General features: G+C 56.7%; 10 protein-coding genes, 1 tRNA gene and 1 rRNA gene. 8 read left to right on the top strand and 4 right to left on the bottom strand.

Annotated elements, in window-relative coordinates; all coding sequences use genetic code 11:
• Positions 1-67: 67 nt before the first annotated feature.
• Positions 68-1,604, bottom strand: a 16S ribosomal RNA gene (locus tag V9K84_RS14180).
• A 525-nt stretch (positions 1,605-2,129) separates the two neighbouring features.
• Entirely contained in the window at positions 2,130-2,558 is a 429-nt protein-coding gene (locus V9K84_RS14185) for a GNAT family N-acetyltransferase (RefSeq protein ID WP_088514531.1), read from the bottom strand.
• Positions 2,559-2,985: 427 nt separating this feature from the next.
• Between V9K84_RS14185 and V9K84_RS14190 the strand changes: the two genes are divergently transcribed.
• From V9K84_RS14190 to V9K84_RS14225, 8 genes are all read left to right on the top strand, one after another.
• Positions 2,986-4,410: a tyrosine-type recombinase/integrase gene (locus V9K84_RS14190; RefSeq protein WP_338790722.1), complete on the top strand. Its 1,425-nt coding sequence runs from the start codon at positions 2,986-2,988 to the stop codon at positions 4,408-4,410.
• Between the two features lie 504 nt (positions 4,411-4,914).
• Entirely contained in the window at positions 4,915-5,259 is a 345-nt protein-coding gene (locus V9K84_RS14195; protein ID WP_338790724.1) for a hypothetical protein, read from the top strand.
• A gap of 3 nt (positions 5,260-5,262) precedes the next feature.
• On the top strand, positions 5,263-8,790 hold the full coding sequence (locus V9K84_RS14200) for a plasmid replication protein, CyRepA1 family (protein WP_338790726.1): 3,528 nt from the start codon (positions 5,263-5,265) through the stop codon (positions 8,788-8,790).
• A 291-nt stretch (positions 8,791-9,081) separates the two neighbouring features.
• Positions 9,082-10,005 (top strand): hypothetical protein, encoded by a 924-nt coding sequence (locus V9K84_RS14205; protein WP_338790728.1) that lies wholly within the window; start codon positions 9,082-9,084, stop codon positions 10,003-10,005.
• Positions 10,006-10,329: a hypothetical protein gene (locus V9K84_RS14210; protein ID WP_338790730.1), complete on the top strand. Its 324-nt coding sequence runs from the start codon at positions 10,006-10,008 to the stop codon at positions 10,327-10,329.
• Between the two features lie 12 nt (positions 10,330-10,341).
• A complete protein-coding gene (locus tag V9K84_RS14215; RefSeq protein WP_157356548.1) occupies positions 10,342-10,521 on the top strand; it encodes a hypothetical protein in 180 nt (59 codons plus the stop codon).
• A gap of 199 nt (positions 10,522-10,720) precedes the next feature.
• The gene (locus V9K84_RS14220; RefSeq protein ID WP_338790736.1) at positions 10,721-11,083 is read left to right on the top strand and encodes a hypothetical protein; all 363 of its coding nucleotides are present in this window, start codon (positions 10,721-10,723) and stop codon (positions 11,081-11,083) included.
• The gene (locus V9K84_RS14225) at positions 11,080-11,778 is read left to right on the top strand and encodes a phage tail protein I (RefSeq protein WP_338790738.1); all 699 of its coding nucleotides are present in this window, start codon (positions 11,080-11,082) and stop codon (positions 11,776-11,778) included. The genes V9K84_RS14220 and V9K84_RS14225 overlap by 4 nt, the downstream gene beginning before the upstream one ends.
• Positions 11,779-12,152: 374 nt before the next feature.
• Here the strand turns inward: V9K84_RS14225 and V9K84_RS14230 are convergent.
• Together V9K84_RS14230 and phnN are read right to left on the bottom strand one after the other, a co-directional pair.
• Positions 12,153-12,229, bottom strand: a tRNA-Arg gene (locus V9K84_RS14230).
• Between the two features lie 109 nt (positions 12,230-12,338).
• Positions 12,339-12,929 (bottom strand): phosphonate metabolism protein/1,5-bisphosphokinase (PRPP-forming) PhnN, encoded by a 591-nt coding sequence (gene phnN / locus V9K84_RS14235; RefSeq protein ID WP_088514530.1) that lies wholly within the window; start codon positions 12,927-12,929, stop codon positions 12,339-12,341.
• Between the last annotated feature and the right edge of the window lie 266 nt (positions 12,930-13,195).

Here is a 13,195-nt window from a genome sequence, read left to right on the forward strand (position 1 = left end):
CTAATCGTCTTCTTCAATGAATCAAGCAATTCGTGTGGGAGCTTATGAGACAGCTGATGTCGTTGATTAAGGAGGTGATCCAGCCGCAGGTTCCCCTACGGCTACCTTGTTACGACTTCACCCCAGTCATGAATCACACCGTGGTAACCGTCCTCCCGAAGGTTAGACTAGCTACTTCTGGTGCAACCCACTCCCATGGTGTGACGGGCGGTGTGTACAAGGCCCGGGAACGTATTCACCGCGACATTCTGATTCGCGATTACTAGCGATTCCGACTTCACGCAGTCGAGTTGCAGACTGCGATCCGGACTACGATCGGTTTTGTGAGATTAGCTCCACCTCGCGGCTTGGCGACCCTCTGTACCGACCATTGTAGCACGTGTGTAGCCCAGGCCGTAAGGGCCATGATGACTTGACGTCATCCCCACCTTCCTCCGGTTTGTCACCGGCAGTCTCCTTAGAGTGCCCACCATAACGTGCTGGTAACTAAGGACAAGGGTTGCGCTCGTTACGGGACTTAACCCAACATCTCACGACACGAGCTGACGACAGCCATGCAGCACCTGTCTCAATGTTCCCGAAGGCACCAATCCATCTCTGGAAAGTTCATTGGATGTCAAGGCCTGGTAAGGTTCTTCGCGTTGCTTCGAATTAAACCACATGCTCCACCGCTTGTGCGGGCCCCCGTCAATTCATTTGAGTTTTAACCTTGCGGCCGTACTCCCCAGGCGGTCAACTTAATGCGTTAGCTGCGCCACTAAAATCTCAAGGATTCCAACGGCTAGTTGACATCGTTTACGGCGTGGACTACCAGGGTATCTAATCCTGTTTGCTCCCCACGCTTTCGCACCTCAGTGTCAGTATGAGCCCAGGTGGTCGCCTTCGCCACTGGTGTTCCTTCCTATATCTACGCATTTCACCGCTACACAGGAAATTCCACCACCCTCTGCCCTACTCTAGCTCGCCAGTTTTGGATGCAGTTCCCAGGTTGAGCCCGGGGATTTCACATCCAACTTAACGAACCACCTACGCGCGCTTTACGCCCAGTAATTCCGATTAACGCTTGCACCCTCTGTATTACCGCGGCTGCTGGCACAGAGTTAGCCGGTGCTTATTCTGTCGGTAACGTCAAAACAGCAAGGTATTCGCTTACTGCCCTTCCTCCCAACTTAAAGTGCTTTACAATCCGAAGACCTTCTTCACACACGCGGCATGGCTGGATCAGGCTTTCGCCCATTGTCCAATATTCCCCACTGCTGCCTCCCGTAGGAGTCTGGACCGTGTCTCAGTTCCAGTGTGACTGATCATCCTCTCAGACCAGTTACGGATCGTAGCCTTGGTGAGCCATTACCTCACCAACTAGCTAATCCGACCTAGGCTCATCTGATAGCGCAAGGCCCGAAGGTCCCCTGCTTTCTCCCGTAGGACGTATGCGGTATTAGCGTTCCTTTCGAAACGTTGTCCCCCACTACCAGGCAGATTCCTAGGTATTACTCACCCGTCCGCCGCTGAATCGAAGAGCAAGCTCTTCTCATCCGCTCGACTTGCATGTGTTAGGCCTGCCGCCAGCGTTCAATCTGAGCCATGATCAAACTCTTCAGTTCAATACTGCTTGGGTTTTGAGAAAACCCTAAACTTGGCTCAGCATTCTCAAATGACTTACTTTCAAATCTTTCGATTTTCGTGCAGTCACTTGTGATGCTGATAATCTTTCTGACTATCAGTCTGAGCCCACAAGCACCCACACGAATTGCTTGATTCAGTTGTTAAAGAGCGGTTGGTCAAGAACTTTTCGTCTCAACCGAGGCGCGCATTCTACGCTTTCCTCAGAGTCTGTCAAGCGTTTATTTTGAAGTTTTTCGTTTCACTTCAAACACTTGACTCGCTTCGATCTCTCGTAGCGGGAGGCGAATTCTACAGCGTTACAACCTGCTGTCAACCACCTTTTTCACCGCTGCCGATCTTTCGATCGAAGCACCTCCAGCCTGACCTGAAACGCCCAACTCATTGATATTCAAGGAGTTTTTCGTTCCGACTGCGCCGGAAGTGGGGCGAATTATAGAGAGATTAAATCGTGCGTCAAGGGTTTATTTCAAAATAACCTCGGCACATAGGTCAGCATGAGCATTTCAAGACTGAAGCGTCTTTTTCAGGTAGTAGCGCTGATAACCAGGCGGGCAATCCTCCAGCATCCCCATGATGTGGTATCCCTGCTTCTGGTAGAAGTCAGGGGCCTGGAAGCTATAGGTATAAAGAAACAAACCGGTGCAGCCCCGCGCCCGCGCCTCCTCTTCGGCTCGCATCAGCAGTTCGCTGCCCAACCCATGACCGCGTGCGGCATCGCTCAACCAGAAGTAGTCGATATAGAGCCAGCCCATTGCGAAATGACCGAACAGCCCACCTCTCACCTGGCCCCCGCCATCGCGGGCATACAGCTGGAAATTTTCATAGGTGTAAGGGCCGATCTGTTCGATGTTGAAGCGGCGCAGCCCTTCACGCACCACTGCCATGGCATCGGCGTCAGCGCCCAGGGTGAATCGGTAAGGGGCATCTGTCATAAGCTCTCCTGTGCGGCATTGGACTACATGAGTACGCTGCGAGCCTGCAGGCGCCGGCTCGCAGCGGATGTTAAATCGGAATTCGGGTTCACAGGTAGAAGGAGGCTCGCCAGGGGGCAGCACGAACGTCAGCCAAGGTAGCGAATCATGCGCAGAAACGAGGAGGGATGGATGGAGCAGAAGAAGAGAAGGTAAAGCGCAGGAAGCAGCCAGCCCTCGAACGAAGGATGGTGTCCCAGGCAGGGTTCGAACCTGCAACCTTCCCCTTAGGAGGGGGTAGGCAAGTGGTTCCGAGTTGTTTCAAGAAATCATCGTAAATCACAAAAAACCCAATGATTACGGACACTTTACGTCTTTTCTTGTATTCCTTGGTTTCACTGGATAGCATGATTTTTCAAGCGAAACGGGGAACGAACGGGGAAGAACGATGGCCAAGCGAACACGGCTCACCGAAATGGAAGCGTATGCGGTGAAAACCCGTCAGTCTGAACCTGTGGGGTCAAGGGGCAAGGGGACACTACTCCTGGAGCGCAAAGCATCGGGGGCAATCCTTGCCTATTATCGAGAGCGGACGCAGACCAGTGATAAGCGACTGCAAGTCGGCATCCTGTCCAAAAAGCCAACACCCGATACCGAAGAACGAACTCTCGACGGCATCCGCTCTGAGGTCCTTAGGATCTCCTCCGAAGTAGCCATGGCTGGAAGTCTCGCCAAATATCTTGAACTGAGGGACGAAGCTGAAGCGCGAGCGACCTCAGAGCGCGAGAAGCAAAGGCTGATGGCAGAAACCGAAGCTAAAAGGGGAACGTTTGGCGACCTGCTAGAAAACTACCTGAGCCACATGGAGCAGAAAGGTAAAGCGAGCGCGAACAAAGTACGGTCATTGTTTCGCGTGAACGTCTTCCAGCTGCGCCCAGACCTTGCCCAGCGGTACGCCAACGAGATACAGCCTGCTGATATAACGAATCTTCTCGACGACGTACTGGAGCGAAAGCCGAAGCCACGCGGCATAGGACATAAAGCACAGCCGCCAGCATCGAACATGCGCAGCACTGCAGATGAGCTGCGCCGGTATATCAGGACAGCATTCAACCATGCCGCAGCATCACATTTGGCCGCTGGTCAGCGAGGAAAGACAGGTAACAAACTGTTCTCTATTAATGCCAACCCTGCGGCGCTAATACCACCAATCGAGGATGCCAAAGGCGGGAACACCGAATCGCTGCCCCCTGTAGAGCTGGCCGAACTGCTGATTTACCTCGATGCACTCCCGGAGAGAAAAAAAGCTATCGCCCAGGCGCTCGTCTACCTGGGAGGACAACGCATTAAGCAGTTACTAGCGGCCAACTGGCAGGACGTGACCGAGACTTCAATCACGCTATTAGACACCAAGGGGAAAAAGACCGAGGCATGGGAACACCTATTGCCGATCACACCTCGCATAAAGGAAATCATTTCCCCCCTCCTAGCTGATCGCATTGGGCCTGGTCCCTTTGCTCTTGCACCGGAGATGAATGCGCACCGAGATACGGTGTCTCGCATTTTCAGCGATGCGAGCAAGGCACTGGTAGCAGCAGGTAAGACCGCACCCTTCAGTTGGCAGCGAGTACGGGCGACGTGCGAAACGTTGCTAGCGGCCAATGGCGTATCAACCGAGGTTCGTGCGTGGCTGTTGTCACATGGGCGTACGGGGGTCCAAGCAAAATACTACGACCGAAATACTTATTTACCCGAAAAGACCGCAGCACTGCTTATGTGGAGCGAGTATCTGGATGGCCTTGTCTCTGGTAAATCCAAAGCCGAAACCAATGTCATTGTTTTGGCAAAGCGACGAAAACTCACCCGCACTTAAACTGGCACCAATACAGTTCAAGGCTTTTTCACCCGTACACATTATGTGCAGTGATGCCAGATGATTTAGAGTGATTTTCCGTTAAAAACCAGTAAGTTGCGCAGTTTTTATTGAGTGATAAGCTCTGAAACGAAAGAGGCCAGCACGTTGGCTGGCCATCTTGAATGATGGGGAACCTAGGAATCTCACCTCCTAACCCCGAACTGATTCGCCGAGGCAATTCAGTGCGTTGGTCACGCCTGATAATCGTAGCTCACAAGCAATAGCTGCGCAACGCCTCGGCTCGTAGAGAGCCAATCACATGCAAACTCATAACTCAGAACGCCTACTCCCCCCAAAAACCGTTTGCTCCCTGGTCGGCATAAGCCGCATTACTCTGTGGCGCTGGTGTCGCGATGGTGTGTTTCCGGCTGGCCGACACATTGGCCCCCGCCGTACTGCCTGGCTGGAGTCTGAAGTTAACAGCTGGATCAACAGCCGCCCCCTAATCGGGGAGGTCTAATCATGCCTAAACGCATAGGCCAGCACCGTGCTGGCAGGATTCGTGCGGCCCGGAATCCATACAAAACTGTCAGATTCCAACGCATTTATAAGGTGCTAGCGGACATGGTTATTGCGCCACGTCAAACCCGCTACCCGGCACAACCACGCCTTGACGCTCTACGCATCCAGCACGCCTGGTGGGCTATCGAAGCCATTCTGCTGGCATCCCCCAACGACAATCACATTCAGGGCATCATCACCGATCTGGCACACATGGCGCCTACCGATCAACCTTGGCCTATCAGTCGCTTGGATGCCGAACGCATTTGGCTGGACGTGTTCCACTCCTTGCGCCAGCGGGGCTGAAGCATGAAGCAAACCAAGTTCGCAGCGTGGGTGGCCGAACACTACCCATCGCCGCTCGATGCCCTGTCCAGATACATCGAAGATGCCCAGGCGGCAGCAGCCTGCGTTGGCGCCTTGTTGGATGCCATGCCCGACCTGGACGGCAAGTGGCACAAACTGCCCGACCTGGATGGCAAGAACACTAAAACTCGATCCTACCGGGGCGAGTGGGTCACCGACAGCGACGGCACCGTTTGGCCGTCGATCACCTTCACCGCTATCGGTCGGAGCGCCATCTATTGGAAGCCACGCGACCAGGCTTTTCAGGACTGGAAGGCTTCGGCCAGTGACGACACGTCAGGCGCCGCTATTGAGGCGCGCCGCGAAGAGTACCGCCACCGAGCTGCCGAGCTGCAAGCCGAAGCCCACACCAGACGAGCAGTCAACGATAAACAGCGTCACGCTGGCCACCAGGCTGCCGCAGAAGCCGCCGCTATGGTGTGGGCTTCTGCCTCGCCGTGCGTCGGACATTCCTACCTGACCGTCAAACAGGTTCAGGCACATGGATTGCGCGTGGCGACCCTAGACCAGCGCGCCCGCCTCTGGAACGATGAAAAAGCCAAGTGGCAGACTGTACCGGTGGCGCGCCGTGGTGAAATTCTGGTGCCCATGGTAGCCGTGGACGGCTCACTTTTTAACGTGCAGCGCATCAGTGAGGGCGGCGAGAAACGGTTTTTAATGGGAGGCCGCAAACAGGGCACTTTCCACCGCATCGAGGGTACTGGTCTAGCCTGGCTAGCCGAAGGCTACGCCACCGCCGCGACTATCCATGCGGCAACAGGTGCCGCCGTCATAGTCGCCTTCGACGCTGGCAACATGGCCACCGTAGCTGCCGAGCTACCTGGCCGTTTAAACGCAGTCGCCGCTGACAACGACGCCAAAGGAGCAGGTCAGAAAGGTGCCGAAGCAACCGGTTTGCCATTCGTTATGCCGCCTACTGTGGGCGACGACTGGAACGACCACGCTGCACGCTTCGGTTTAGCTTCGGTGACAGAACTGCTGGTGTGTGCCCTCTCACCTGCGCGTGAAGAACCAGCCGAGGACCACCCCCCTCGCCTCTCTCTGCCCATATTCACTGACCTAGCAAACCTCCCGCGCATCGAGCTGTTAGGCCGTGAACAGGTCTGGTTCAACAAGCTGGCAAAAGAGGCTGACCCACTGCGGGCCGCTGCCGTGGCATGGGCTATCTGCCGCAAGCGCGCCGTGACGATCCCGACGCAGATGACTCTGGGCGAGTTGCTGGAGCGTATCGAGCACGCCGCAGCCGACCGCTTGCACCCTGAAACCGTTGCCACCATGGGCCGCGCTTTGACCTATTGGAACAATCAGCGCCACAAGCGTGCCCTGTCGCATGTGACCGTATCGCCGGAAATCCTGCGTCGGCACCGGCACGAAGTCCGCACCGAGCTGCCAGAACTGGGCGCCGACGACTACCAGGGCGTTGTCCTGCTGTGGGCACCGATGGCGAGCGGCAAGACCCAGCGCGTCGGCAAACCATTTGCAACATGGGCGCGCCAACATGGCCGTTTCATCGCCACTTGCCACCGCCGCAGCCTGGTCGCTGAAATGGCCGAGCGCCTGAGCTGTGACCACTACGGCGACGTGACCCAGGAAACCGCGTGGTCAGTTCGCGCCCTGGCCACCTGCCTGCCGAGCATCACCAAGGGCGCCCATGCGCAAATTGTCAGGGAATGCGCCTACCTGTTCGTGGATGAAATCGCCCAGGTTCTGCGCTTCCTGGAATCCGACAAAACCTGTCGTACTGAAGAAGGCACCAACGCCGAGGTCTACCAGTACCTGCGCGACCTGGTGAGCCGTGCCCGTTGCGTGATCGGCGCCGATGCTGGCATGGATGACCGTGTTGTACAGTTCCTGGAGTCCTGCAGGCCTGGAGAGCAATTCCGCATTATTGAGGTTCGTCCACGCAACGAAGGTCTGAGCGCTGGCACTGGCTACGGCGCCGACGCTGTTGCCGCAGCCTATGGCGAAATGTGCGCCCGTGTGACCGATGGTCAGCGCATATGGGTGAGCTGTGAGTCTGAAAAGCGCGTTGCTGAAGTTGCCAGGCTGCTGGAATCTACCGGCGCCCGTGTTCTGGCCGTCACTGCGAGCAATCGCGGCAACAGCAAGCCGTCAGCCTTCTGGCAGAACCCTGAAGCCGTTTCGCGCACCTACGACGCGGTGGTGCATTCGCCCGTTATTTCTTCAGGCCTGAGCATCGAGCACAAGGCAGCCGGCGCCTGGTTCCATCATGGCTTTTTCATCGGTGGCGGTCACGCAATCACACCTGCCGACGCCGCGCAGATGATGCGTCGCGTGCGCTACCTAAGAAGCTGGTCCGTCGCCCTGGTGGCAAACACCATGCGCGGCCTAGACGATCCCGAAGCCATGCTGCTGGGCATGGAAGCCGCTGCCGCTGCTGAAGGCACAGCCGCCGCTGCGACTAAATTTGACGGATTCGTGGCTGACATTCGGGCGGACAACTCCAATGCCCGCGCCGACTTCGCTGCTGGCCTGATCTGGGTACTGCAGCGCGCTGGCTTCTCTATAAAGCGCCTGCAAATGCAAGCCGACGCTCCGGACGCCAATGAACTAAAGGCGCTGCGCACTGAGCTGGCAGACGAGCGCCGCGCCGCGATTCTGGGTGCCAGCGACCTGAACGACGACGAAGCACGCCGCCTGCGCAGCGCTGAGCATCGCACGCAAGAGCAATCGGATGCTTTGACCAAGCACGCCATACGTCACGCGCTGGGCATCACCGACGTTTCCGACGATGCCTTGGACATTTGGGACGATGGCAGAGGCCCACGGCGCCTGGATCGCTTTAGTGCTGCCGTATTTGGCCTGGCTGAGCGTAACGATGATGCCAAGCACATGACCCAGCGTCGCTTCACTCGCGCCCGTGTGACCGCATACCGTGACTTTTTTGATGACGTGGAGATTCGGCCAGGCCTTAGGGTTGATGACGACACTGCAGACCAATTGATTCATCGAGCCATTGACCGCAGACACCTACTGGCGTGGTTGGGCATCGTTCCTTCGCGCTTCGGATCATCCACTGGCAACAACAAGGATGGCGAGCAGAAACCCTTCCCAATGCCGAAGGCGCCGCAGAAGGACGTTGGTGAGATATTTCGCGCTATGGGCCTGGAGCTGAAACGCCGTCGCAATGAGTGGGCGGGAACTAAGTGTTACGAACTACAAGAGGCTGCTTTTCAGGTAACGGCAGGCTGGGCCGAGCGTCGAAACAGTGCCAGATGCGGTGTTATTACTTACGGGAAAACAGGTCAAGTGGCACTGTTCAGTCGCAGAGAGGATGACGCTCATTGGCTCGCCATCCGTAATCAGCTGATCGCAGAAATAGACCAAATGACAAGGCAGCGAGCCGAGTCGCTAATTCTTGCCCACCTGAATAGCAGAGGCCCCACAGCAGGTGCTAGGTCCACTGCCCTATGGTTCAAGCTGGTATTCGTCGAGCGGTGTGCGGCGTGACCAGAGGACCGGCCTTGCCCATGAATTCACGGGTCCTTCCTCGGGCGGCAGGGCATGTGGGGTCAATAGCCTCGCCACAACCCATATCTGCGTGCATTTTCAAAACAGGTTTAACAACTATATCTGAACATTAGAAATCCTCATGCAGCCCCCTAAAACACGGGGGCTTATGGGGTTTTCAGCAAGGTCGCATGAAGTAGTTTCATATAGTCGGAAAAAACCCAAGAGGAACCATCCTTAACCGGGGCGGATAATTCGGACAACACCTCACCAATTCCGAGACGCCCTGAAATGAACGAACTCCAAAAGCTTTTCGAAGATGCAAAACGCCAACTGGGCGCAAGCGTCACCTATGACCATGCAGGCGACGTGCGCCACGTAATGCCCAGGGTTCCGGCCAGTGTCAGCACACTAAGCCTCCGCGAACTGAGCCTGCCCCCTTTCCTCGCAAGCCAAGGGATGAACCAGGTTCGCGTTCCGGTTGGCACCGAGGCCGGTAAGAAAACCACTTTCAGCAGTGTCCTGCTGGAGTCGAGCCGCGTATCTCAGGCCGGTGCCCGCATTATCCTGGTGAACGAAGCCGACGACGCAATCGGCATACCTGGTGGTGGCATCGCCCTGCAGCGTCGAAACGCGGGTTATACCGTTATCGAGGCCGCAAACTTCGCCGTGGTTCCAGACGGCAATGAACTGGCCAACAGCGCTCTGCCGATTTACCGCGACTTGATCGACCTGGAAACCATTCCATCCCTGGGCTTTCGTGTAGCGCTGAGCCGCGCAGAACAGCTTGCCTACGAAAGCGGCCAACTGGCTGATAGCGCACTGGTCAGCATCGCCCTGGGCATTGCTCGCGCCGCTGATGTCGCCCTGCTTTCGGCCATCGTCGCTGGCAACCCTGCCGCCTTCAGCCTTGGCGCTGCCGCAGCACTTGGCGTCGAGTTTGCCGAGCTTCGCGCCCTGGTGGGCACCGCTGGCGCTGGTGCGTCCGTTGGCCAAGACGGCACCCTGCGAGCCGCTGGCGTACTGGCTGAGCTGACGCCAACTGTCGCTGAAACCATCACTGGTACGTTCAATCGCGCAGCCGTGGCAGTGCATGAGGATATTCGCCTGGTGGCCGAGCGCACCAACAAGCAGGGCGAATTGATCCTGACTTGCTGGGTGAACATGCAAGCCCTGCTGCCGCTGCCTGGCGCGTTCTTCAAGGTTGGCGCGTAAATGCGCGCCAAGCGTAAGGAAGGCGAGGTGGCGGAAGCCACCGCCCTGCCTGCTGAAGTCCTGGCAGCCTTAGACGGTGCGAGTGTTTACGTTCGCCAGCCTGGCGAGGACGGTGAACCGCGAGTTGTGGTTCAGCCAGCAGGCATGAAAGGTTGGGTACACGGCGACGACAATAGCGAACGCCTGTCGCGAATGTTCCCTGAGCTGACTGAAGCCCACCTGCAGCGCGCCACCCGCTACCTGTCCAGCATAGTGAGAAATCATTTGCGGAAGACTGGGGGCAACGGCGCGAAGGTGCGCAAAAACTGGGTTCACTCCTGGTAATTGGTGAAGAAAATGAAAGCACAGATGAAGGCAATGAAACCTGTAAAGCTGACCGTGCTGCTTGACGCGGACCTGGAACGGCGCCTGCACGATGAGCAAGCCAGGATCGCGAAAGAGACTGGCTTTAACGTGTCCATGACTCAAGTTGCATCCCGCGCAATGCGCGCCGGATTCGACTCGCAACAAGCTTAAAGAATCGCCTCCCTCAGAGGTGGTTTTGCCCTGGAGGCCCCTGCCAGGTTCGACAAAAGTGGGGCAACTATTTGAAGAATCACTGCTGCCTCAGAAGCGATAGTGAGCAGGAATGGCCCCACCTGCGGACACAACGGGCCACCTAATTCAAGCTGCGGCGATTGCGCAGGAATCGCGGCAAGTATCGAGTGCCGAGATAATGAACCAAGTGAAAACTTTAGAAGCGCTATTCGCAAGTCAGAATGAAATCGAGAAGGCTGCGGCCAGACTGCTACGGGATGCCCAGGCATTGAAAACCATTCTAAAGCGTCAGCCACTGTGCCCCGAAGTGTCCGAGTTGCTGGCCGAGCTGCGCCGTGGTGGCGATGACGCTAAGACCCTGGCCACTCGTTTCGGCACGGCCTTGCGTGCGCACGCTGACGCTGAGTTTGTGGCTGACCAGGCCAAGCGGCCGAAATGGACGCCAAGCCGCAACGCTAGTCCTGGTCAGCGCCTTCGCCGTGGGATGCTGAAGCGCGGATGCCTTGCCGGCAACATCGACGCGCCAGGTTTCGGCCTGTGAGTCTGCTACCGGCCAACGCAACAGCGCAGGAACGTGCGCTGTGCGAAGCGACCGCCAGACTGTCTGGCGTGCCGCTGTTGGTTCGCGAGTCTTGGAACCCAGCAACGTGCCCTGCATCGCTGCTGCCGTGGCTGGCTTGGGCGCTGAGCGTCGATGAATGGGATACGACGTGGACCGAACAGGAAAGGCGCGATGTAATCGAATCTAGCCTCAATGTTCATAAACACAAAGGCACGCCTGGTTCCATTTCCAAAGCTTTGGCCCCGCTGGGTTACGGTGTCGAGATACTTGAATGGTGGCAAAGATCACCACCAGGCGAACCGTATACATTCGAAGTAGGCCTAGTGGCAACTGGCAAGCCGGTAACCAGCGACTCCTACGAGCGCGCCGAGCGAGCGGCGCGACAATACAAGAACTTGCGCAGTCACCTAACCCGTGTTTTTGCAATCACAGAGCAACGCAGCGCGGTCCATATCGCCACCGCGACCCTGTCCGGCGACGACTGCACGGTCTGGCCCTACTCGCCCCCGGCTGTAAAACTGCAACCAGCTCTGCTGGCGGTAGCGTCCGCGTGCCAGGACGCCGTGGCCACAAGCATTTTCCCCGTTGGATATGTGGCCGGGGAAAATTACCGCATGACGCAGGATGGGCAGCCACGCATAACTACTGATGGACACCTGAGATTGGTAGCATGACCAAAAAACCGTCAATGCTGGAGCGTTGCGGGGTTGCTGATGAAGACAGCGCCGCATCGTGGGACATTTGCGTTTTACACTTGCTAGGGCCGGTAACGCTGGCCGATGAGCAAGAAAGACGCAGGCAGGCCTTGATGCTAGCATCAGCCGCATTAAGGAGTGCCGGAGTTCCCGATTTAGTCGCAGCCTTGAAAACTGATTAGTAACTCTGTTTGAAAAGTCACCAATGCCATCCATAGGGTGGCTTTTTTTTGACTGCAAAAAAAACGAGGATCGACCGATAGACATAGCCGATAAAACGGGGAGCGAACGGGGAAAATAATAGGAAAATTTAAAAGCAATCTTCGTAAATTAATCTAACCCGTTGATTTATATGGTGTCCCAGGCAGGGTTCGAACCTGCAACCTTCCCCTTAGGAGGGGGATGCTCTATCCAATTGAGCTACTGAGACATGCGTCTGGCGTACATGGCCCGCCATACGGAACGGCGAGCATGTTACCCAGCGAGCCAGGATTTGTCATGTCGTCTCTGCGCTTTTTACCAGTAGGTGGTTTCCAGCCTCAGGCACGTACGCCTGCCTCTTGCAAAACCATCAGCAAGCGGCGCACTGCATCGTCAAGACTGGTCGAGTTGTCCACCCGCCGGACCCGATCATCAACCTGTGTCATAGACTGCTGGTTGCGCGCCATTCGCTGCTCGATCTCGTGCTGCCCCTCCCTGCCCCGTTGAAGCAATCGCCCGCGCAATACCTGCGGATTCACACAAAGCAATATGGGCAACAGGTCCGGGTACTTCGCCTGCGCCACCGGCAGGTGCGCGCGCGACCCGTTGACCATCACGTGCCAGCCTTCGGCAAGCCACGCATCTATATAAGCAGGAACCCCATAAGCCAACCCATTGGCGCGCCACTGCAGGGCAAATTCGCCACGGTCAGCCATCTGCTCGAACTGCTGGACCGATACGGCGACTGCGTCTTCCCCCACCGCCTCGGCGGAGCGGGTGATGACACGCTTAGGAATGCGCACATGGCTTGCCAACAAAAGCTCACGCGCCGCATCCAGAAGGCTGTCCTTGCCGGCACCGGACGGCCCCATCAAATAGATCACCCTACCCGCCCCCGCCAAGGGAACCTCGCTTGCGTCATACTGCATAGCCACTATGCTCAGAGAAAGGAAAGCTCGCGCATTTTAGGCGCATTGCACGGTCTTTGCGCCTTTGCCGGCGACGAAAAGTCGAGCCGCCGAGGTGGCCAGGCCGAGCGCCAAATGAAAACTTTTCAAACCAGTGCGCATTTCTGATAATTGGTACTGGCATAACGCCTTTACCCAGTTCAATATTTGTCACAGAATTGACGCCAAGGAACTGGCGATACTGAGGCATGATGAAGATCTCTTTCGTACTCCAGGTTGAACATTTT

Origin of the sequence: Pseudomonas sp. AE27 (assembly GCF_037113495.1) — a bacterium.
GTDB classification, from domain to species: domain Bacteria; phylum Pseudomonadota; class Gammaproteobacteria; order Pseudomonadales; family Pseudomonadaceae; genus Aquipseudomonas; species Aquipseudomonas palmensis.